The organism is Aquimarina discodermiae (assembly GCF_040786235.1).
Lineage (GTDB): Bacteria > Bacteroidota > Bacteroidia > Flavobacteriales > Flavobacteriaceae > Aquimarina.
In genome coordinates this window covers 25749-47178 of sequence record NZ_JBFMKP010000008.1, presented here as the reverse complement: position 1 = coordinate 47178, position 21430 = coordinate 25749, and the positions used below count along the sequence as shown (strand labels likewise).

Sequence of the window (21430 nt, the reverse complement as noted above, 5' to 3'; positions counted from 1 at the left end):
ATTCTTTAATTTTATGCCTTAATCTAGCATAAAATAATTCAAACTCTTTATACGAATTTCTTATCCATAAATCGTATGATTAGGAGATAAATAAAGTAAAAATCAAACAATATTCTGAATGAACTGTTCTAATTCTTCTTTGGCAGATAATCCCATTTTTTTTCGAATACGATAACGAATAGATTTAATAGCATCCTGTGATGCGTTACGAATCGTCATGATTTCTTTGATCGATAAATTTAGTCGAAGAAGCGAGCAGACCTCGCGTTCTGTTTTGGTGAGTTCTGGGTATAATTTTACGAGTTTGGCATCAAATCCATGATTTATATCATCAATTTTATGTTGTAAAGACGATAGTTTATCTTCGGTAATGATTTGAGATTTTAATTCTTTAGTCAAAGAAGTGATAGAGGTCTTTAGATCTTCAGGGTTTTTTTCAGACAATTCTTTATTTAATTGATCTAATAATTCCTGTTTAAAATTTAATCGCATGGTATTATCTGCAACCAGTCGTTTAATTTCTTCTTCTTTTGCAGTCACTTGTTGATCCAATAATTCTTTTTGGATTTTTTCTTTTTCTAGCCGTTCTAAGGCTATCTGAGTTTTACTCAAATACATTCTTCTTGCTAGGAAACCAATAACACCTGCGGCAATAATCACCAAAATTAACAGTAAAAAGTAGAACTGTTTTTTTGCTGATTCTGTATGTGCTATTAATTCTACCTCTCTTTTTTCTTTGGTAAATTGGATACTATCTATACTACGTTGCTGTTCGTACTTATATTTAGATTCGAGATTCGCCATTTTTTTATAGTGCGATTCGTTTTGTGCTTTGTTTTTTGCTGTGACATATTTTTTAAGCGTTAGATATGCATTTTTGTGGTCATTAAGCTTTGCATAGGCTTTACTTAATTGGAAATACCTGGAATGAATTAATGACTTGTTTTGAAGGTTTTTGGTCATCGTGATTGCCTGGTTAAGCGCATCAATAGCTTTATCTAATCTTCCTGCTTCTCGATAGGTGATTCCTAAAGCAAAATATCCCGATTCTAATCCGATTTGATTATTTCCTTCCTTATGTTTTTCTATTGCTTTTTCTAAGTAAGGAACACTTTCTTCATATCTTCCTCGTCGTCTTAGAAAATCTGCATAATTGGCATTAGTAGCAGCAATAGGAGATATCTCCTTTAATGAGTCTGCCAGGCGTACCGCTCTATGATGATGTTGCTCTGCTTTGACATATTCTTTTGTGTTTAGGTAGACCACACCATATCGACTTAAGGTTCTGATCTTTTCTTTTATGTTGTTGTATTTTTTGCTTAAATAATACGCAGAGTCCAGATTTATTCTTGACTTTTCAAACTCTAATTGATACATCCACATCCAGGCGATTTGCGAGTAGGTATACCCAAGAGTATAGGTTTCGTTTACTTTCTTTTTTAATTTCAGACTTTGATGAAGATAGGCTAGGGCTTTGTCATATTTGTTTTCTCTTCTTAGGAAATAGGCCAAACGCTCAATAATTAGTGCTTTTTTTAGTAAAAAGTGATGATTATCGGGGTATTTTGGTATCAGGTTATTGTCTAATTCATCCAACGTTTTTTCCAAATTTTTTCTGGCAGTTGTGGGGTCGGTATTAATGACTTCTATAGCATGGCCATACAATTTCTCTATACGAAGACTATCTTCTATTATAGTAGATTCCTGCGAAAAGCCTTGAGTATTGCCATAAAGATGTATTACCAGTAAGATGATAAAAGTTACTGGGGTATTTTTGAAGAGCAATTGAAAACTGACCGAGAATAGCTTCATTAAAATAAATTGTACTCAAAAGTACAATTTATTTTAATGCGTATTTCTTTTTAAAACGTATATGAATGGTAGCTAACAAGCAGATTTTATTAGAAAACAAGAAAGACAGTTTTTATGGTTCTAGTGTTCTAAAATTCCATACTTGTCCAATCGCAGTATTTTGATGATTATCTTTTGCAACCACTCTCCAATAATAAACTTTATCGGCCGATGTGGTTACATTGGTAGTTGATAATGAAACATTTTCTGCAAATAGGGCAGGAGGGTTTGTTTCGCCAAAATAGACGTCATAAGATTGGATATTGTTATCATTGGTATTCCAGTTTAGGGTTACATTTCCTGCAGTGATGTCATTCTGCCCGAGGGTTGGACTTACAATACTAGGAGGATTAGGCAACGTATGGGTACCTGCATCTGGTTCTGTATAAAAAGAATAGGTGCCAGAATATCCACTTTCATTACCAGCACTATCTTTGGCTTTTACTCTCCAGAAATATGTCGTGCCTTTTTCTAATGTAAAACTATTAGCAGTGTTGGTGGTGGTAGCAGTAAATAATACGGTGGTAAAGTTACTCTCTGTGGCAATATCGATTATATAACTTATAGTGTCTCCATCAGCATCGGTCGCAACACCCCAACTAAATTCCAGTTCGAAATTGGTACATACCAAATTTTGGGTAGGGAATACCAAATTGGGTATAGACGGAATTTCGTTGGTTATGGTTACAGAATTTCCATTATCATCTCTCTTACATGAAAGTAAAAACAAGATTCCGAATAAAAATATATAGATTGATCTTATCATTGTTTTACAATTTTAAATGGGGATGAGAACGCTTTGTCAAGATATAAAAAATAAATTCCGTTGGGCAGATGTTTCATAGGAATAACTAGTCGGTTACCTGAAACTGTATAATTGTTTGAAGATACCACTATTCCTAATGCATTGTACATATCTACATTGATGGTGCTCTGGGGATTGGACAGAATGATCTCAATATCACTTTGAGTGGGGTTAGGGTATGCTTTACCAATATTTTCTATAGCAACTTTTGAAGTTAATTTGCCCTCACAGGTAATACTTGAAGAGATATCAATTACATCTCCAGGATGAACCGCTACCAAGAAAGTATTGATGTCATATGTTGAAACTTGCTTATTATTGATGCTTACTTTATAAGGAGGTGTACCAGATTCTAGCGTCACCAAAACCTGTTCCCTATTTTTCTGAATGGTAGTTTTTCCAGCAACAATAGTGGCTTCTGGTATGACTACATCATAACATTGTTTACAATCTTCAAAACCATCTATCGCGATACATAAATTATGAGTGCCTGGCTCCAGGTTGGTAATTTCTGTAGTAGTAGTAAAGGTCTGAGATTCATTATTAATGGTAGCAATATAGGTTGTATTTTCATTAGCATTAATACTAATTTTTCCATTATTTTTATCAGTACATGTTTCGCTATAAGTCAGTATGGTAAAATCATCATCGATTTCACAAGTTCGACATAATTCTGAATAGGAAGAGGTAGCATCTTTATCCCAATTCGAATAATTTCCAGTTTCTGCAGCAGCGGCAGTGGCATCATCAACTTCAATACAACTTAGGTTAGAATTATCGATGGCTGATAGATACGAAAGATTACTCTGATTCGTTCCGTTTTTTACATTTAGAAGAGCGAGCTGATTGTTATTGGCTTCCAATTCTTCTAATAAAGTGTTGGCACTTAGGTCTAAACTTGTTAATGCATTGTTATTACAATATAATTCTACTAGTTCTGTATTAGTACTAAGATCTAAATTGGTTAATTGACTATTACTACACTCTAGGTCTGTTAACAAAATGTTGGTGCTTAGATCTATTCTTGTGAATTGATTATTCTCAATAGATAGAGAAGTTAATGCTGTATTTGTAGTTAAGTCTAAACTAGTAATAGGGTTAGTATCAAGCTCTAAATCTGTTAGTAATGTATTATTACCTATATCCAAGCTGGTTAATTGTGTATTATCAAATGATAATCTCTCTAATGCAACATTTGTACTAAGATCAATAGTACCTAAAGGACTGTCTGAAATAGATAAGTTGGTCATTGCGGTATTTGCACTAAGATCTATACTTGATACTATGGTGTTCCAGATGACAATACGTGTCATCATTGTATTGTTAGTAACGTTTATAGTTGCTAATGGACTATTACCAATGGCTACATTTTTTAATTTTGTATTTGCAGTAAGGTCTAAACTGCCTAATTCTGAATTAATAAATGTTAGAATTTCTATGTTAATGTTTTTACTTACATCTATACTTTCTATAGGGTTTCCTTCACTCCATAATTGTATTAACGAAGTAAAATCCTCTATTCCGGTAAGGTCGGTGATTCCTTTATTATATAATAAACCTCCTGTGCCGGCATCCATTCTTTCTATTACTGCAATGTTGGCTGTAGGTACAAAATTATCTAAAGCTCCCGAATCGTATCCTGCATCTATCAAGGCTTGTTCAAAATTGTCATCCGGTACATTGGTCAGACATTGATCTGCATATGCCGAAGTTGCAGCATCAATTTGCCAGGCTGCATAATTGCCAGCTCCTGTATTGGCAGCGGTGGCATTGTCTACCTCAATACAACTTAAATTAGCATTGTTCTGCAGTTGAAGATCTTCTATTGCCGTATTATTACCATTTTTTACATTCGCAAATTCCAATTCATTGTTTCTTCCTATCAAAAATCGCAACCCTGTTAGTGCCGAAACATCAATGAGTTTAATATCATTATGTTGAAATTCGACTCTAAACAATGAGGGATTCATACTTACGTTTAGGTTTGTCAAATTGTTTTGGCCCAAAAATACTTGTTCTAACAAAGGGAAGGTAGTTAGGTCAATTTCGGTTAACTCATTTGAGAATAACTGAAGGTATCTTAGTGCCGTAGAGTTTATTTGAAGACTTTCGATATCGTTATTGTCTGCAATAAGGGTTTGCAGTGCAGACTGATTGCTTAGGTCTAAAGTGGTAAGTTGATTTCTTGTAACTCTTAGGGTAATGAGGTTTGCCAGATTACTTACATTTATTGAAGCAAGGTTATTGTCGTTTATTTCTAGTGACTCCAGTGCTATAAAATCTTCGATCCCGGTAAGATCAGAAATATTACTGTTAGATATATTTAGAGTGGTTAGTGAAGAAATGTTAGCGGTGGGTACCTGATTGTCATTAAGAATGTCGTCATAGACGGCTAAAGCAGCTTCAAAATTGTTATCGAGGATAGTAGTGTACTGGGCATTAGAAATGTAACAAATGCCAAAAAAGAGATGACAAAGTAATACTAGGGGTAGTTTTTTTATCATAATATCGGGCTTATAAAATGTAACTGCAATAATACTATTAAATGTATAACTTTATAAGATTTTGATGGTGTCAAAAGGTGTCATTTCCCAAAATCAGTAGCTTGAGGGCTGATTTTTATACCAAATCCTGAATAAATTTTTCTAACTCGATATCTTGAGGAATATTCATCTTTTTACGAATCCGACGACGCATTGATTTTACCGAATCAGAAGAAACATTGCGAATGGTCATAATCTCTTTTATTGAAAGATTAAGACGTACCAAGGCACATACTTCTCTTTCACCTTTGGTCAATGCCGGAAATTGATTTTGAAGATTTGCGTCAAAAACTTTGTTGGCAGCATCTATTTTTTCTTGTAAACCAGATAGTTTGTTTTCAGTGTTGATTTGTAATCTAAGTTTAGTAAGCAAGGAGTTTAAAGATTCTTTGATTTTTTTAGGATCTTCATGAATGACCTCTTTTTTTATGGTTTCCAGCAGGTTTTCTTTAAAAGCCTGGCGCATACTATTATCGGCAATCAAACGCTTTACATCTTCTTCTTTACTCTTAATTTCTTGATTCAGTATCTTTTTTTCATTTTCGTAAGATTCTGTTTGCATCAAAGTACGTTGTTGATAATTACGTTTAATTAAGAATGCGATAATTACCCCTCCAAGTGATGTGATTAATAATAGTATAAAATACAATCTCTTTTTAGAAGTTGCAGATGCTGCGATTAAGGCTACTTCTCGTTTTTCTTGCTCGTATCGAAGACTATCAGTTTGTTTTTGTTTTTCAAATTCATAATTTAATTCTAAAGCTTGTATTTTTTTCTCGTTTTCAAGATTAAATAACTCATCAGATTTTCGATTGAATTTTCGATAGTTTTGATAGGCGTCCTCAAAATCACCCATTTTAGAATTAAGGAAACTTTTTCTACGGTACCCCACAGATATACGTTCATTAAAACCTTCTTCTTCTGCTATTTTGATACTTGCGTTTATGTATTTTAGCGATTTCTTCCATTCTTTTGTTTTTTTATATACATCAGAAAGGTTATAGTTGGTTACACACATTGATAATCTATTATTGATTTTGGTGTAGTAGGACAGATTGTTAAGATTTAATTCAATCGATTTCTTGTAGTTTTTTTTAGCTAGGTATAATTGAGCCATATTGCCTTTAACTCGATATAAATCCTCTTCACTTTCTATAGCGATAAAGTGTTTTTTTGCCTCTCTGTAACAAATTAATGCAGAGTCTAATTGTTTGTTTTGACGATAAGATACACCCAACATGTTATATCCAGCACCAAGACCAAAAGTATCTTTAACACTTTTTTTTAACTTAATTGCTTTTTTATAATGATTAATGGCCTTAGAGTGCTCTTTTTGGTATCGATATACTAGCGCCATATTGTGATAAATATCCGCAATTTTAGAGGTGTCTTTGGTTGTTGTATAATGTTCTAGTGCCTTAATGTAGAAATTAATGGCGCTTGGATAATCAGCTTTTCTGCGATTTACAACTCCTAGTTGTATATAGAAGGCAGATCTATAATTTTTGTACTTATTATCGTTCTTATCTTTGATTAAGTCTAGTCCTTGATTGAAATAACCTTCGGCCATATTAAAATCACGATCTAGTTGGTATTTACCAATCTCAAACAATGCTTTTACTTTGGTTGTGTCTTCTATCGCAAGATCTAGAGAATTGGCAAGACGTACTAAGGTAGTGTCATTTTCTTGCGAAAAGACATATCCTATAAGAAAACAAAATAGGAGAGAAATATAAGGCTTCATAATAAGCAAACTTACCAATAAAATTGTCTGCAAATTTTTATTTATTGTGTTCTGCTTAAAATTATATCATTTTTAGGAACAGAAACTTATATATAGTTATCTAATCAAAGAAAAATGTCCTGATATCTTTCTAGGTGTTTGATTTGAATTTTTGTTGTTTATAAAACTTGTTAAGAACAATACTATGAATCAAATTTTATTTAAGAAAATTTTCACGGTGACAAAAAGTGGTAAATGCGATGTATAGTGTATTTTGATTACTATATTCTCCAGTTTCGGGGTACAGTTGTGAGTTATTTTTTAATCTAAAAATTCCTCGAGGCCCTGCCTCGGGGTTTCAATTTTCTCCATCTCCCTTTGGGGGAGAGGGTTGGGGTGTGGGGGAAATAAAAATTTCGGTTTTTGATCTTCAGGTCAAAATGAAACCAGCGAAATACCCCTGAGGCTCTGCCCTTGGGATAGTTGGTTTCAAGAAATTTTTTATTTATAAAACTAATTCCGGTTTTCTAAGGTTTTGAGTCTTGTAGAGTATATAAAAGTATATTGTTAATAGCATGTGATATCAAAATAGTGTCAATTTTATAAGAAAAATAAGACAATACTGAAAAGATGTATGGATATGTTTAACTTTCAAGTTAAATAGTCTTAAAATATAAAGGTATACCTTTCGAGGATAGTAAATCTATGTTTTTATTAATTATTTTTGTCGATTAATAAACCCATTTATATGACAATACTTCATTTAGACACCAATCACTCCATACTCATCAAACAATTACAGCAAGCAGGTTTTACTAATGAAGAAGATTATACATCTTCTAAAGAAGAAATCGAATCTAAAATTCATACTTATGATGGAATCATTATTAGAAGTCGATTTGCTATCGATAAAACCTTTTTGGATAAAGCAACTAATTTGAAGTTTATTGGTCGGGTAGGAGCTGGATTAGAAAATATTGATACTGCTTATGCCGAACAATTAGGAGTAAAATTGTTTAACGCACCAGAGGGAAATAGGAATGCAGTGGGAGAACATGCTTTAGGTATGATTTTATCCTTATTTAATAAGCTGAATCAAGGAGATCGAAGCGTTCGAAATGGTCAATGGCTTAGAGAGGAGCATAGAGGAATAGAATTAGACGGAAAAACAGTAGGGATTATTGGATACGGTAATATGGGAAGAGCATTTGCCTATAAGCTTAGAGGATTTAATGTAGAGGTGATCTGCTATGACATTAAAGAAGATGTAGAGAATAGTGACGCTACGCAGGTAGAGCTGGAAGAATTCCTCGAAAAAACAGATGTTCTAAGCCTTCATACTCCAGAGACTCCAGAAACCATAGGGATGATTAATGAAGTTTTGATCAATAAGTTTAAAAAACCTTTTTGGCTCATTAATACTGCTCGAGGAAAGAGTGTTATAACCAAGGATTTGGTACAAGCCATAAAAGAAGGCAAAATATTGGGAGCAGGTTTGGATGTATTAGAATATGAAAAATCCTCTTTCGAAAACTTATTTACTTCAAAAAGTGAAATGCCCGAACCGTTAGAAGAGTTACTCTCGATGAATAATGTGATACTAAGTCCTCATGTAGCAGGTTGGACAATAGAATCTAAAGAAAAGTTGGCACAAACCATTGTAGATAAAATTAAAGCAACGTTTTGTTAAAAGAAGCTTTTTATACCCTATTATCTATCTATTCGGAAGATATTGATTTTATCGAATCATCCTGGCATGAAATAGAAAAAGCACACCAACAAAGAGGCAGATATTACCATAACCTCACTCACCTCGATTATTTGTATCGATGTTTGGTTTTGGTTAAGAAAGAAATCCAAGATTGGGACCTGGTATTATTTGCTATCTTTTATCACGATTATGTGTATAATATACATAGGAAAGACAACGAAAAACAAAGCGCAAAAAAGGCTGCAAGTATTTTAACTAAATTGTCTTTTGATAAAAAGCGCATCGCATTGTGTGTTGAGATGATTAACGAAACCAAAGGGCATAGCATCTCTGTAAATAGTGATATAAACCATTTTACTGATGCAGATTTATCGATATTAGGAGGTGAATGGCAATTGTATAAAGCCTATGCCGAAAACGTAAGAAAAGAATATCGATTTTATCCTGATTTCATGTATAAAAAAGGAAGACTTAGCATGTTGAATCATTTTTTGACGATGCCAAAGATTTATAAAACCCATTATTTTTTTAATCAATTTGAAACAAAAGCAAGAGAAAACCTGAAGAGAGAAATAGGTTTACTTTCAAAATAGAATGTTCGTTTTACTATATTTATCTTGTGAAGAAAACGATTTTTATTTTTACGCTACTGATCATAGCCCTGTTAGCACTTTTTAAGTTTAGCAAGTATAGTATGATTACCGGTTATACATCTATAGAAATGGTGATTTCTGGTATTGCTATAGTGTTTTTTATAATTGGGATACTCATCAATAAAAAAATATTGAACAACAGTACAAAAGAGTCACTTACGACATCTACAGAAATAAACCATCAAAAAATCAAGGACATTGGGTTAAGTAAAAGGGAATACGAAGTACTTTGTCAGATTGCAGAAGGACTCTCTAACAAAGAAATAGCGATAAAACTTTTTGTGTCAGAAAATACGATCAAGACACATGTCTCAAAAGTTTTACTAAAACTAGATGCAAAACGACGCACTCAGGCAATACAGATTGCCAAAGAGTTACAAATCATTCCTTTTTTGATGTGGTTTGTTTTACAGCCTCTACTGTAAAAGAGTCGCTTGTTAAAATTTTCAAAAAAAACATATTTTTTTACAGAGTGTCAAAAAATGATACTCTCTTGTTTTAGTATTGCAAATGTAGAAAAGCAGTTCAAATATTTTAGTTTTGATTAGGGTAGGAGCTAGGTCAAGATAAAGTTTTGAATATATAAAGGTGGTTTACCTTTTAGTTATATAAGATTTTCTACACAATTTTGTTCCCTCCTGTGAATGGGCACAGGAGGGTTTTATGTTGCTGTTATTAAAAATGGTACTATTTTTTAAGAATTGGATGCTCTTTTTATTCGGTTTATAGGATACATATTTTATGTAATAGAACCTAGATAAAAAGGTTTATGTAAAAAAGGAGGGTTTAATATTTTAAAAGGGATATAGTTTAATTATATTTGCGGCAAATTAAAAAAAATAAACAATGTCAATATCTGATTTATTTGATAGCGGATTTCAGAAAAGAAACCAGGATCATTTTGCAGCAATTGTAAAAGTGGCCATGAGCGATGGGGTAATTACCGATGAAGAAAGGGCTTTTTTGGATAGATTAGCTACAAGACTTGATATTTCTGAAAACGATTATAAAGAAATTTCTAAGAATTATAATTCACATCCAATTAATCCACCTTCGAGTTATGATAGACGACTTGAGCGTTTATATGATTTAGCAAGAATGGTATTTGCAGACAATATAAAGGGGGATGACCAAGTAGTTTTATTAAGAAAACTGAGTATTGGTTTAGGATTTAGATCGGAAAATGCAAAATATGTAGTCGATAAAGCATTAACTCTTATTGATCAAGGTGTTGATAGTGATACATTTGCAGAAGAAGTTAAAAATATGAATAGATAATTTATCTATACTGTTTTAAAATAATAAAGGCTGCCTAATGGGCAGCCTCTTTTTTTGATATCTCTTTGGTAATCTTATAAATTAGATCTTCTTGCTCAAAAGGCTTGGCAATAAAGTCATCCATACCAGATCTTATGCATTTATCTCTTAACGAATCATTGATTTTTCCAGAAAAACCAATAATAGGGATGTCAGAAATAAACTTATCACCATAATTATTTCGAATCATACGAGTGGTTTGAAATCCATCCACCTTAGACAACGTAAGATCCATTAGAATTAAATCGTATTGACGACGTTCTATACATTTGATAGCCTCTTCACTATTGAATGCGACGTCTACAAAAAAGCTTCCATGTGATATTAATATCTTCATAATAAGATATTGGGTGACCTCTTTGTCTTCAACTACAAGAATTCTAAACTTATTCTTTCGCTCTGGAAGTTTATACTTTTTCTTTTTTCGTTTTGGAGCGGCTTTAACTACTTCAAATTTAAAAGGTAGTTTTATAGTAAATGTAGTGCCTTTCTCTGGCGTGCTGGTTACCTTTATTTCTCCATGTAGAAGTTCTACCAGGTTCTTTGCGATAGCCAACCCTAATCCTGTGCCGGGGACTTGTTGATCTCGATTAAAACGAGTAAATCTTTCGAAAACATAAGGTATGTTTTCTTCTAGAATACCAATACCGGTATCTTCAATTTTAAAATTTAAACTTACTTTATTAGTTCGTTGATAATTTTTAGAAACAGAAAGCTTCACATTTCCTTCTTCTGTAAACTTAAAAGCATTGGTTAAAATATTGTTTAGGATTTGATAAACCCTTGTCCTGTCGCCAATTAAAAACTCTTGTATACCGGGCTCAACATCTGTTTCGAATACCAATTGCTTTTCTTTGGCCACTTGTGTATATGATTCGTTAAAACCTTCTATGAGTTTGTTAAAGGAGAAACGTTCATCTACAATTTTTAATTTACCAGATTCTATTTTGGATAAATCAATCATATCATCGATAATCGCATTAAGATAATGACTTTCTCTTTTGATAATTCTTGCTAATTCTTCCTGTTCGAAAGTAAGTTTTGTCTTTTCTAATACTTCAATAAACCCTAGAATGCTGGTTAGAGGAGTTCTTACCTCATGGTTAAGGTTTGTGATGAAACTATTTTTAAACTCTTCTTTTTCTAATAAGTATTTGTTTCTTAGTTCTAACTCTTTTGCCAGTAATATAGACTCGTTTTTTTTCTGAGCTATCTGATTTAGTTCTTTATATTTTTGAGTATAGTCAAAAAGAACTATACGTGTTTCATCTTTTTTAATAGTAAAGGTGACATCACATATTTTGGAATTCGTGGTATCTTCAAGATGGATACAAGGAAAATTGATAATTTCCTGATCCTTGTTCAGATCTTTAAACCCTTTTAGTAACTCAAAAAAGGGATGTGCATCAAAAATAGAAGTGCTTTTTTGCCAGTTAAAAAGGTTATTGTCTGTTTCTATAATAATATCATCTATAGACAGGCGCATAATTTGTACCTGAGGATTAAATGATACTTGATCGTTTTGATGCGTTGCCATGCTTACTCGGTTATTTCTTTGGCCAAATCAGAGAAGAAATCCTGAACATTCTTATTCGTTTTTGCACTGGTAAGGCAATTGTAAGGAATGTTTTGCTCGGTAAGATGGTTTTTTATTTCTTTTTCATTCACCAAATCAAGTTTATTCCCTAGTACCTTAATAGGTGTTTTTGTATAGTTTTCTGTAAGATATTCAATATCTTTATTTAAGTTTATATAGGTTTCTTCTCTGGTAAGATCATATACATAGATAAAGGCATGTGACCCCAAAAGATATGATTTACGAGTATCTTTAACACTGTCTGAGTGTCCTTCTATATCCCAAACAACCATCGATAGTTCTCTGTCGTCGGGTAATTGTATCACTTTCTTTTTTATTTGAACCCCGAGGGTTACTTTATATTCTTCAGAAAATTCGTTATCCATAAAACGTCTGAACAGCGACGTTTTTCCGACACCGAAATGCCCCAAAAGCACTACTTTTTTAGACAATTTCATCTGCAAAGTGTTTTTTTAATTTTTTAGTAAAAAGTGTATTGTTTTCTAGTTCTTTATTAGAAATATGATTTTTTGCAAAATCTAAAATTTGATCCTCCAGCACTTCTTTAAACATCATAGTATAAGCCCCAGAAATAACAGCGGCCACATAATAGGAGTAAAAATTCTGGATATGTATCGTGTATAGTTCGTATTCTATAAGTTCAAGGTTTTGATCTCCTCCTTTAAACGCGTCTTCTACAAAACCTTTTATAGCGGTAAGCATACCAGCTATCATATCTTTATCAACGGTGTCCTCTGCCAATGGACTAAAATCAGAGATTAGGATTCCAGAGTTTTTTTCTATGACAAACATCTGGATAAGCCTCGGCTTAGCATAATCACTAATAGCGATATCTCCTTCTGTTACTCCAGATGCTCTAGCTTTGGTATTTTTAAACCATCTTTTAAAAGAAAAAGCTCTTTTAGTACTTCTACTTATATTCTCACTTAGTAGCCGCATTTCCTGAGCTATATATTTCTTAATCATCTTACCGATGATAGGAAATAAGGCTTCTACCACAGCATCCTGAGAATTTTTTATTTCTTCTTTTAAAGCTTCAGTAATAGTAGGTCCTAGCGTTTTAGGAATTTCTTGTACAAATTCTTCCAGTTTGTCATCAATAATAGGATCAACCTTATGTGAAAGCTCTTTTTTTTGATGAACAATTTTGGTTAATTCTTCTACTTTTTGAGCAATAGAATCAGCAAATTCTTTTTCTTCTGTAAGAAGAAGTTCTTTTAGAATTTTAAGTTTATCCTGCTCTTCCATAATTTTGGATAGGTAGGATTATTTTTGATTGATTTTTTCGCCCAGATTAATTAGAAGGTCACCCAGGGTTTTTTTATCAACTTTTTTAGCGTCCAAAGTGTCTGCTTTTTCTGCCAAGGAATCCTCTAATTCTGTGATTCTGATATTGATATCTGTACTAAGATTATCTATTGCCTGATTTAATTCTTTACGAGTTTCTTCTATAAAATCTTCGAGTTCTTTCTTTTTTGATGCAATATCTTTTTTTACACTTTCAAATTCAGAATTGTAAGCTTCAATATTTTCTCCAAAGATCAGGTTTTTAATTGCTTCAATTTTTGAAGAAGGGTCATTGTTGACTTTTTCTTCAACAGCAGTACTTTCTTTAGCCATTTTAATTGGTTATTAGATTTTGTTTTGAATCTAATGTAAAATTAACATAAAACGTTAAAAAAACATTAATATTGATTGTAATGTTACTCTTTTAAGTAGAAATATTACAATTTCTATACCATTTTGACTCATTTCTTTTTTAAATCGCTGAGGGAAGCGTATAACGAGTTTTATAAAAATACAATTATTCGGTATATTAAAAAGAAGAAAGTATGATTATTTATAGTAGAATCATTTATTTCATAAATGACTCTACTTTCTCAACCATATTCTTGCTTCCACAAATAAAAGGAATTCTCTGGTGTAATTCTGTAGGTTTTACATCCAATATACGTTGGAAACCGTCACTTGCTTTACCACCTGCTTGTTCTGCTATAAATGCCATTGGATTACATTCATAAAGCAAACGAAGTTTTCCGTTTGGAGACTTAGAAGTACTAGGGTACATATATACTCCTCCTTTAATCATATTACGATGAATATCACTTACAAGTGATCCAATATACCTAGAGGTGTAAGGACGATCTTCTTTTTCTTCCTGGCAGTATTTTATATAGTCTTTGATTCCTTGCGGGAAGTGAATATAGTTCCCTTCATTTACAGAATAGATATTTCCATCTTCTGGAAATCTCATATTTGGATGCGATAAATAATAGGTTCCCAATGCAGGGTTAAGAGTAAAACCATTTACCCCATGACCTGTAGTGTATACCAGCATAGTCGAGGTTCCGTAGATAATATACCCAGCTGCAACCTGTAAGTTTCCGGGTTGTAAAAAATCTTCTATAGTAACAGGTGTTCCTGTTGGGGTAACTCTACGATAAATAGAGAAAATGGTACCTACAGATACATTAACATCTATATTAGAACTACCATCCAGTGGGTCCATTAATACTACATAGTTATTTCTATGATCATTTTTTTGACCTTTTATTGTGATAAAATCATCATTCTCTTCAGAGGCAATACCACAAACAATTTCTCTGTTTGTAAGGGTGTTGATAAATGTTTCATTGGCCAGTACATCTAATTTTTGTTGATCCTCACCCTGTATGTTGGTCTCACCAATTGCTCCTGTAATATCTACCAAACCTGCTTTGTTCACTTCGTGATTAACCATCTTGGCAGCTAGTCGAATAGAATTAATCAAACGAGAAAGTTCTCCGCTTGCGTATGGAAAATCGTTTTGGTTTTCAATAATAAATTCTCCTAAGGTTTGATTCTTTCTTGTCATTTATGATAAATTTTATTTGGTGCAAAAATATTATTTTTTAATTGACTATAACGTTTTCGTAACATCAATTCTTTATTTTTTTATAGGATTGCAAAGTTAGAGAAGCCTATACCTAAAGTTATATTATTCTAAACGTTTGAAGATAGTGCCTTAAAATGATCTGATACTAAATGCATTTTTATAGCTTTGAGAAACTTTTTACTTTGTGAAACGAGTATAACAATTAAGTTGATATCGGCCTAAATTGTTATTGATGAATTATATCTGACCGTTGAAGAAGAATAAATAGTAATAGATGAAATATTTGATTAGAGAAGCCAAAAAAGAAGATATGACTCAGGTATTGGGGTTGATACAAGAATTGGCTGTTTTTGAAAAAGAACCGGATGCCGTAGAAATAACAGAAGAAGAACTTATTCGAGAGGGTTTTGGGGAACAACCGTTGTTTAACTGTTTTGTAGCAGAGGTAGATGGTGAAATTGCAGGAATAGCATTGTTTTATTATCGGTTTTCTACCTGGAAAGGACGTTCTATTCACCTAGAGGATTTGGTGGTGAAAAATTCGATGCAAGGCATGGGAATCGGTAAGGGGTTATATGGCAAAGTCTTAAAATATGCACAATCAAAAGGCGTAAAAAGAGTCGAGTGGGTGGTATTGGATTGGAATAAAAATGCTATTGATTTTTATGAAAAAAGTGGAGCTAGATTTTTAAAAGACTGGTATTTGGTTCAGATGGATCAGGACGGGCTTAACAGATATGTAGCCAGCTTATAAAATTTAGTAACAACAAAATTAATAAATTAGAATAATGAAGGTTTTTAAATTTGGGGGTGCCTCTGTAAAAGATGCAGATGGAGTTAAAAATGTTCTTAAAGTATTAAGAGAAGTAGGAGATAAGAATTTGGTTATTGTTATTTCTGCAATGGGTAAAACAACCAATGCTTTAGAGAAAATCGTAAAAACATATCTTGATGATGATCCAGAACTTCTTTCCCTATTGCGAAACCTCGAAGATTACCATCTTCAAATTTTGAAAGAACTTTTTGATAATCAGGATCTTCCTGTTTTTGATAGGATCAAGGAGTTGATACTGGATTTAAAAACGACAATAAAACGTAATAAGTCTGCACAGTACGATTATGTGTATGATCAGATTGTGTGTTTTGGAGAATTAATTTCGACCACAATCGTAAGTGAATATTTGATTCATGTGGGATCCCCCAATAAGTGGATAGACGCTCGCGATTTTATTAAAACAGATAATGCTTATAGAGATGCTAAGGTAGATTGGGAAACCACTCAAAAAAATATTACTGAAAGTGTAGATCGAAAAGGGCTAAGCATTACGCAAGGGTTTATAGGATCTACTATTAATGGTTTTACCACTACCCTGGGAAGAGAAGGAAGTGATTATACAGCAGGTATTTTTGCATATTGTTTGAATGCAGAAGGTGTTAGTATCTGGAAAGATGTACCGGGAGTGCTTAATGCAGACCCCAGAGTTTTTGATAAGACCGAGTTGCTACATCATATTTCTTATGAAGAAGCCATCGAACTGGCTTTTTATGGGGCATCTGTAATCCATCCCAAAACAATACAGCCTTTACAACGCAAAGAGATTCCGTTATATGTAAAATCATTTAAAAACCCTTCTGCAACAGGCACGTCTGTAAAAAAAGGACAACCGTTGGATCCTCATCTTCCTTGTTATATAGTAAAGAAAAATCAAATCCTAGTATCCCTTTCTTCATTAGATTTTTCATTTATTGTAGAAAATACAATTAGTGAAATTTTTAACCTTTTTTATCAAAACCATATAAAAGTTGATCTTATTCAAAACTCTGCGATAAGTTTTTCGGTTTGCTTAGATGATAAATTTGATCATTTTGATCAATTACTAAAAAAACTTAAAGAAAAATTTAGGGTTACATATAACACTGGGGTATCTTTGTATACTATAAGACATTTTACTAATGAAGCTATTACATTTTTAGAAAAAGACAAGAATATTTTGTTAAAGCAGATCACAAGAGAGACTTATCAGATGGTTTCTCAATAATAAGAAAACTCAATTCAATGATTTTGCTATATTTGTAGGCTAGCACAAATTATAATTAATGCCCATAGTAAACGCAAGAGAAGTAGCCACAGGGCTCAAATTAGATAAACTTGGTTTTGTCGGTGTTTTTATTGGTTGGATGCTCCTTAAGATTACAAGGATCTCGAAAATAAATCGACAGTATGATAAATTAAGTCATTTAGAGGGTTTAGAGTATATTAATACGACTCTAAATCAATATGGAGTTACCTTCGAAATCCCTGCCGAAGATTTAAAAAGGCTTCCTAAAGAAGGAGCGTTTATCACAATTTCTAATCACCCACTAGGAGGTATAGATGGAGGGTTATTACTCAAAATAATGTTAGAAAACAGATCAGACTATAAAGTGATCGCTAATTTTCTTTTGAATAATTTTAAACCCTTGCAACCTTATTTAATGCCTGTCAATCCTTTTGAAAACAGAAAAGACACGAAGTCGAGTTTAAAAGGGATTAAAGAAGCCATTTTACATCTTAAAGAAGGAAAGCCATTAGGGATTTTTCCTGCGGGAGAGGTTTCTACTCATAAAGAAGGAAAGAACTATGTAGACAAAGCATGGGAACCAAGTGCTATGCGATTGGTGCAAAAGGCAAAAGTACCGGTAATCCCGATATATTTTCATGCAAGAAACAGTCGATTGTTTTATCGAATGGCAGCTATTAGTGATACCTTACGAACCGCTAAGTTGCCTAGTGAATTGTTTTCACAAGAAAATAGAGTTATCAAAGTAAGAATAGGAAACCCTGTTTCTGTAAAAGATCAGGAAGAACATACCAATCTCGAAGACTTTACTCGTTTTCTAAGAAAGAAAACCTATATGCTGGCAAATCCGTTCGAGAAGAAAACTTTAATAGAATCAATCCCGCAAAACTTAAAAATACCTAAGTCTCCTAAGGAAATAGCGGTAGGAGGTAGTTTGGGTGCTATAGAAGCAGAATTAGAATTTTGTAGAAATAGTGACAAACGATTGCTAAAAAGTAAAAATTACGAGGTTTTTCTGGCAGAAAAATGTGATGTACCCAATGTTGTACATGAAATAGGTAGGTTGCGAGAAATTACATTTAGGGCAATAGGAGAAGGGACTAATAATTCTATTGACTTGGATCCTTTTGATGATTACTATCATCATATGTTTTTATGGGATAATGATGCCAAACGATTGGTTGGAGCCTATCGTATGGGGATGGGATCTAAGATCTTTGAAGATTTTGGGATTGATGGATTCTATCTTCAGGATTTGTTTAGGTTCGAGCCAGAGCTTCATAAGATGATGAGTGAATCTATAGAAATGGGAAGAGCGTTTATCATTAAAGAATACCAACAACGACCTATGCCTTTGTTTTTGCTTTGGAAAGGGATTGTACATTGTACCCTACGTTTCCCAGAACATAAATATTTGATAGGAGGGGTGAGTATTAGTAATAAGTTTAGTAGTTTTTCTAAATCATTGATGATCGAGTTTATGAAATCTCATTATTACGATCCTTATGTAGCGCAATATGTACGTCCTAAGAAAGAGTTTAAAGTAAAGCTTAAGGACGCAGATAAGGACTTTGTTTTTGATGAAAGTAAAAGCGACCTAAACAAGTTTGATAAAATTATTGATGAGGTAGAACCAGGGAGTTTACGAATTCCTGTTCTGATCAAAAAATACATTAAACAAAATGCAAAAGTAGTTGCATTTAATGTAGACCCGTTATTTAATAATGCTGTAGATGGTTTGATGTATATTCGTATTGCAGATTTGCCAGATAGCACCGTTAAGCCTGTTATGGAAGAATTTCAGGCAGAATTGGAACAAAAATATTTTAAAAACGGTGATAAACAGGATTCATACAAAATCTAAGGGAAACCAAGTAGATTTTACTTTAATACCTATAAAAAGAAAAGTTCATGATATCATGAACTTTTCTTTTTATATAAAACTTTTATCTTAATTCGCAGGTCAAAATAGCATTAACTTATTCAGAAACCGTTTTTAATACACTTTTTTCAACAAATGCTTTGCAGTATTCTTTAATCTCATTTCTGGTTTTGGTAAAAGCAGCGTGAATTTCTTCTTCGGTACCTTCAACTTTTGATGGATCAAAGAAATTGTAGTGCAATCGCTCTGCTTTACCAGGAAAAAAAGGACATCTTTCTTTTGCATTGTCGCAAACCGTTAGAATATAATCAAATGTGATATCCAGATATTCATCTAGGTTGTTAGAGGTATGATTAGAGATGTCTAGCCCATCTTCTTTCATAATTGCAATTGCTCTAGGGTTAACACCGTGTGTTTCTACTCCTGCACTATAGATAGTGGCAGCATCTTTTGCAAATTCTTTTAAATACCCTTCTGCCATTTGACTTCGGCATGAGTTTCCTGTACATAGTACTAAAATGTTCATTAGTGTGTGATGTTTTTGTGGTTATTTTTTACTTCGCTTTTCTAAAATGATATTATCGTACCAAATCTGGTTTAATCTTCCAATTTTTTCGCGATATCCAATTTTTCTAAACCCTAGATCGGTATGTAACTTTATACTGCTACTATTTTCTTTAAATATTCCTGCCTGCAGGGTCCAAAAACCGGTTTTTTCGCTTTGATCTATTAATGTAGACAAAAGTAATCGACCAATGCCTTTACCTCTAAATTTTGAAGTTATATAAATGCTAACTTCTGCTACGCCTTTATAGACTTCTCTTTTCGAAACCGGAGATAGGGCAGCCCAACCTACAATTTTATCCTCGTACAGGGCTGCAATTCTACAAGATTGTATATGGGTAGCATCCCAATTTTCCCAACTAGGTACTTTGGTTTCGAACGTAGCAATTCCTGTATCAATACCTTCCTGGTAGATAGCAGCTATAGCAGGCCAATCTACCTTAGTAAAGGATTGTATTTCTACTGGTGTGGACATGGTGAATTTTTGCAATATTTAATATTAGCAACAACCACTTCCAGGCGCACAAGAAGTTGCTTCTGTAGTAGTCTCTGGCACTCCGCAAGCATCTTTGGCTTTACAATCGGTAGGGTGTACTGCTAATTTAATAATCAATTGATTTTCCTTAACATCAAAGCCGTTAATGTGTAATTGAGTGACATGAAACATCGTATTGCCATATTCGATTTTTACTACAGCATCTAACTCATATGGCTTCATTTTTCCTACTTTTTTTAAGATACCCAGTGCTTTGTAGGTGCTCATGTATTCTGATTTTCCCAATTCGCTCGGACTCTCCCAAAGCTGTATAACGGTTTCTTTCCAGGAATCGGTTCCTGCACCACAATCTACAGAGTCTATAGTAGTATGTTTTACCTCGGTAATATGATAATTAGTACCAACAAGCATACCAGGCGCATACTCGAACAATAATGAGGTGTTTTGATGTTCATTTAACAAAGTGATGAAATCTGATGTAGTCATAGTTTATTTTTTGTTTAACAACAATTCATTTTGGTAGTATTAAAAAAGGTATTCAACGTTTTTTGTAACGCAGTCCACCGATCAACATTGATACAATAGCACATACTTTTTCCTTCGATTTCTCCTTTTAGAAGCCCTATGCTTTTTAATTCTTTAAGGTGTTGTGATATGGTAGCTTGTGCCAATCCTATTTCCTCGACCAGATCGTTGCATATACAAGTATTTTGTTTACTTATATATTGCAGGATTGCAATGCGCGCAGGATGCCCCAGAATTTTAAAAAACTGAGCTAACTCATTTTGTTGCTGATCAAATATTTGCGTTTTGGTAATGCCCATTTTAATATTTATATATCGCAATATTACGATAATAAATCAAAATAAAAAAAGCCAGCGAATAATTTTCTGGCTTTTTAATACTATTTCGTTCAAATTCGGTATTAAAACCAAGGCTTTTTACCTACTTGATATGTTTGATAAAATTCATCATCTGATTTTGTTAGGTATATGATTCCTTCTATTAGACCTACGAGAGATCCAATACCACAGGTAACAAAAGTTATAACAATTTGGATAATTCCCTCTTTGCTATATCCTAAGATAAATTTATGAATTCCGAAGCCACCAAATAATATTGCTAAAATACCGGCAATCACTTTCTTATTCTCTTTAGAATCGAAAACTTCTTTGGCCTCGTCTGCAAAATCACTTACAGCTTCTTTTGCATCATTGGCAAATTCTTTGGCTGTTTCTGCTGCTTCTTCAGCACCTTTTTTGATATTGTCTCCCAAATTGTTTTTTTCTTCGCTCATACTTTGTAGATAATTGATTAGTTTGTAGAAAAGTACAAAAAAAAGTTTAAACTTAG

Annotated in this window: 21 protein-coding genes; 7 read left to right on the top strand and 14 right to left on the bottom strand. The window is 33.0% G+C overall.

Going from position 1 to position 21430, the window contains the following annotated elements; translation table 11 throughout:
• Positions 1-102: 102 nt before the first annotated feature.
• The 4 genes from ABW636_RS06765 to ABW636_RS06750 all read right to left on the bottom strand — a co-directional run bounded on the left by ABW636_RS06765 (position 103) and on the right by ABW636_RS06750 (position 6943).
• Complete coding sequence (locus tag ABW636_RS06765; protein ID WP_367589202.1) at positions 103-1812, bottom strand: tetratricopeptide repeat protein; 1710 nt, start codon at positions 1810-1812, stop codon at positions 103-105.
• A 112-nt stretch (positions 1813-1924) separates the two neighbouring features.
• Complete coding sequence (locus tag ABW636_RS06760; RefSeq protein ID WP_367589201.1) at positions 1925-2617, bottom strand: hypothetical protein; 693 nt, start codon at positions 2615-2617, stop codon at positions 1925-1927.
• Complete coding sequence (locus tag ABW636_RS06755; RefSeq protein ID WP_367589200.1) at positions 2614-5160, bottom strand: T9SS type A sorting domain-containing protein; 2547 nt, start codon at positions 5158-5160, stop codon at positions 2614-2616. The genes ABW636_RS06760 and ABW636_RS06755 overlap by 4 nt, the downstream gene beginning before the upstream one ends.
• Before the next feature lie 115 nt (positions 5161-5275).
• Positions 5276-6943 carry a tetratricopeptide repeat protein gene (locus ABW636_RS06750; RefSeq protein WP_367589199.1) on the bottom strand — a complete coding sequence of 556 codons (1668 nt, stop codon included), beginning with the start codon at positions 6941-6943 and terminating at the stop codon, positions 5276-5278.
• 727 nt (positions 6944-7670) lie between these two features.
• Here ABW636_RS06750 and ABW636_RS06745 point away from each other — a divergent pair.
• The 4 genes from ABW636_RS06745 to ABW636_RS06730 all read left to right on the top strand — a co-directional run bounded on the left by ABW636_RS06745 (position 7671) and on the right by ABW636_RS06730 (position 10564).
• A complete protein-coding gene (locus ABW636_RS06745) occupies positions 7671-8612 on the top strand; it encodes a 2-hydroxyacid dehydrogenase (protein ID WP_367589198.1) in 942 nt (313 codons plus the stop codon).
• Positions 8606-9226: an HD domain-containing protein gene (locus ABW636_RS06740; RefSeq protein ID WP_367589197.1), complete on the top strand. Its 621-nt coding sequence runs from the start codon at positions 8606-8608 to the stop codon at positions 9224-9226. The genes ABW636_RS06745 and ABW636_RS06740 overlap by 7 nt, the downstream gene beginning before the upstream one ends.
• 26 nt (positions 9227-9252) lie before the next feature.
• Positions 9253-9711, top strand: a complete 459-nt coding sequence (locus tag ABW636_RS06735) for a response regulator transcription factor (protein ID WP_367589196.1) — start codon at positions 9253-9255, stop codon at positions 9709-9711.
• A 421-nt stretch (positions 9712-10132) separates the two neighbouring features.
• Entirely contained in the window at positions 10133-10564 is a 432-nt protein-coding gene (locus tag ABW636_RS06730) for a TerB family tellurite resistance protein (protein ID WP_367589195.1), read from the top strand.
• 34 nt (positions 10565-10598) lie between these two features.
• On the opposite strand, the gene ABW636_RS06725 is transcribed toward ABW636_RS06730, so the two are convergent.
• The 5 genes from ABW636_RS06725 to fbp form a co-directional block, all read right to left on the bottom strand.
• On the bottom strand, positions 10599-12140 hold the full coding sequence (locus ABW636_RS06725) for an ATP-binding response regulator (protein WP_367589194.1): 1542 nt from the start codon (positions 12138-12140) through the stop codon (positions 10599-10601).
• Positions 12141-12142: 2 nt separating this feature from the next.
• Positions 12143-12637: a Rab family GTPase gene (locus tag ABW636_RS06720; protein WP_367589193.1), complete on the bottom strand. Its 495-nt coding sequence runs from the start codon at positions 12635-12637 to the stop codon at positions 12143-12145.
• Complete coding sequence (locus tag ABW636_RS06715) at positions 12624-13448, bottom strand: cell envelope biogenesis protein OmpA (RefSeq protein WP_367589192.1); 825 nt, start codon at positions 13446-13448, stop codon at positions 12624-12626. The genes ABW636_RS06720 and ABW636_RS06715 overlap by 14 nt, the downstream gene beginning before the upstream one ends.
• 18 nt (positions 13449-13466) lie before the next feature.
• Positions 13467-13820, bottom strand: coding sequence for a fructose 1,6-bisphosphatase (locus ABW636_RS06710; RefSeq protein ID WP_367589191.1), 354 nt, complete (start codon positions 13818-13820; stop codon positions 13467-13469).
• Between the two features lie 235 nt (positions 13821-14055).
• Positions 14056-15054, bottom strand: a complete 999-nt coding sequence (gene fbp, locus ABW636_RS06705; RefSeq protein ID WP_367589190.1) for a class 1 fructose-bisphosphatase — start codon at positions 15052-15054, stop codon at positions 14056-14058.
• A gap of 295 nt (positions 15055-15349) precedes the next feature.
• Between fbp and ABW636_RS06700 the strand changes: the two genes are divergently transcribed.
• The 3 genes from ABW636_RS06700 to ABW636_RS06690 are packed head-to-tail and all read left to right on the top strand — an operon-like array spanning position 15350 to position 18999.
• Complete coding sequence (locus ABW636_RS06700) at positions 15350-15829, top strand: GNAT family N-acetyltransferase (protein ID WP_367589189.1); 480 nt, start codon at positions 15350-15352, stop codon at positions 15827-15829.
• Positions 15830-15863: 34 nt separating this feature from the next.
• Positions 15864-17114 carry an aspartate kinase gene (locus ABW636_RS06695; protein WP_367589188.1) on the top strand — a complete coding sequence of 417 codons (1251 nt, stop codon included), beginning with the start codon at positions 15864-15866 and terminating at the stop codon, positions 17112-17114.
• Between the two features lie 58 nt (positions 17115-17172).
• A complete protein-coding gene (locus ABW636_RS06690; protein WP_367589187.1) occupies positions 17173-18999 on the top strand; it encodes a GNAT family N-acyltransferase in 1827 nt (608 codons plus the stop codon).
• Between the two features lie 115 nt (positions 19000-19114).
• On the opposite strand, the gene ABW636_RS06685 is transcribed toward ABW636_RS06690, so the two are convergent.
• The 5 genes from ABW636_RS06685 to ABW636_RS06665 form a co-directional block, all read right to left on the bottom strand.
• Positions 19115-19543 (bottom strand): arsenate reductase ArsC, encoded by a 429-nt coding sequence (locus ABW636_RS06685; RefSeq protein ID WP_367589186.1) that lies wholly within the window; start codon positions 19541-19543, stop codon positions 19115-19117.
• Between the two features lie 21 nt (positions 19544-19564).
• A complete protein-coding gene (locus ABW636_RS06680; RefSeq protein WP_367589185.1) occupies positions 19565-20056 on the bottom strand; it encodes a GNAT family N-acetyltransferase in 492 nt (163 codons plus the stop codon).
• Between the two features lie 24 nt (positions 20057-20080).
• Entirely contained in the window at positions 20081-20563 is a 483-nt protein-coding gene (locus ABW636_RS06675) for a DUF6428 family protein (RefSeq protein ID WP_367589184.1), read from the bottom strand.
• A 14-nt stretch (positions 20564-20577) separates the two neighbouring features.
• Entirely contained in the window at positions 20578-20901 is a 324-nt protein-coding gene (locus tag ABW636_RS06670) for an ArsR/SmtB family transcription factor (protein ID WP_367589183.1), read from the bottom strand.
• Between the two features lie 101 nt (positions 20902-21002).
• On the bottom strand, positions 21003-21374 hold the full coding sequence (locus tag ABW636_RS06665; RefSeq protein WP_367589182.1) for a TM2 domain-containing protein: 372 nt from the start codon (positions 21372-21374) through the stop codon (positions 21003-21005).
• Positions 21375-21430 lie beyond the last annotated feature (56 nt).

What these genes read in the sequence shown, in the direction of transcription:
- ABW636_RS06765 (WP_367589202.1), bottom strand. Translation starts at nt 1,812, where the DNA reads ATGAAGCTATTCTCGGTCAGTTTTCAATTGCTCTTCAAAAATACCCCA.
- ABW636_RS06760 (WP_367589201.1), bottom strand. Translation starts at nt 2,617, where the DNA reads ATGATAAGATCAATCTATATATTTTTATTCGGAATCTTGTTTTTACTT.
- ABW636_RS06755 (WP_367589200.1), bottom strand. Translation starts at nt 5,160, where the DNA reads ATGATAAAAAAACTACCCCTAGTATTACTTTGTCATCTCTTTTTTGGC.
- ABW636_RS06750 (WP_367589199.1), bottom strand. Translation starts at nt 6,943, where the DNA reads ATGAAGCCTTATATTTCTCTCCTATTTTGTTTTCTTATAGGATATGTC.
- ABW636_RS06745 (WP_367589198.1), top strand. Translation starts at nt 7,671, where the DNA reads ATGACAATACTTCATTTAGACACCAATCACTCCATACTCATCAAACAA.
- ABW636_RS06730 (WP_367589195.1), top strand. Translation starts at nt 10,133, where the DNA reads ATGTCAATATCTGATTTATTTGATAGCGGATTTCAGAAAAGAAACCAG.
- ABW636_RS06725 (WP_367589194.1), bottom strand. Translation starts at nt 12,140, where the DNA reads ATGGCAACGCATCAAAACGATCAAGTATCATTTAATCCTCAGGTACAA.
- ABW636_RS06720 (WP_367589193.1), bottom strand. Translation starts at nt 12,637, where the DNA reads ATGAAATTGTCTAAAAAAGTAGTGCTTTTGGGGCATTTCGGTGTCGGA.
- ABW636_RS06715 (WP_367589192.1), bottom strand. Translation starts at nt 13,448, where the DNA reads ATGGAAGAGCAGGATAAACTTAAAATTCTAAAAGAACTTCTTCTTACA.
- ABW636_RS06710 (WP_367589191.1), bottom strand. Translation starts at nt 13,820, where the DNA reads ATGGCTAAAGAAAGTACTGCTGTTGAAGAAAAAGTCAACAATGACCCT.
- fbp (WP_367589190.1), bottom strand. Translation starts at nt 15,054, where the DNA reads ATGACAAGAAAGAATCAAACCTTAGGAGAATTTATTATTGAAAACCAA.
- ABW636_RS06700 (WP_367589189.1), top strand. Translation starts at nt 15,350, where the DNA reads ATGAAATATTTGATTAGAGAAGCCAAAAAAGAAGATATGACTCAGGTA.
- ABW636_RS06695 (WP_367589188.1), top strand. Translation starts at nt 15,864, where the DNA reads ATGAAGGTTTTTAAATTTGGGGGTGCCTCTGTAAAAGATGCAGATGGA.
- ABW636_RS06690 (WP_367589187.1), top strand. Translation starts at nt 17,173, where the DNA reads ATGCCCATAGTAAACGCAAGAGAAGTAGCCACAGGGCTCAAATTAGAT.
- ABW636_RS06685 (WP_367589186.1), bottom strand. Translation starts at nt 19,543, where the DNA reads ATGAACATTTTAGTACTATGTACAGGAAACTCATGCCGAAGTCAAATG.
- ABW636_RS06680 (WP_367589185.1), bottom strand. Translation starts at nt 20,056, where the DNA reads ATGTCCACACCAGTAGAAATACAATCCTTTACTAAGGTAGATTGGCCT.
- ABW636_RS06675 (WP_367589184.1), bottom strand. Translation starts at nt 20,563, where the DNA reads ATGACTACATCAGATTTCATCACTTTGTTAAATGAACATCAAAACACC.
- ABW636_RS06670 (WP_367589183.1), bottom strand. Translation starts at nt 20,901, where the DNA reads ATGGGCATTACCAAAACGCAAATATTTGATCAGCAACAAAATGAGTTA.
- ABW636_RS06665 (WP_367589182.1), bottom strand. Translation starts at nt 21,374, where the DNA reads ATGAGCGAAGAAAAAAACAATTTGGGAGACAATATCAAAAAAGGTGCT.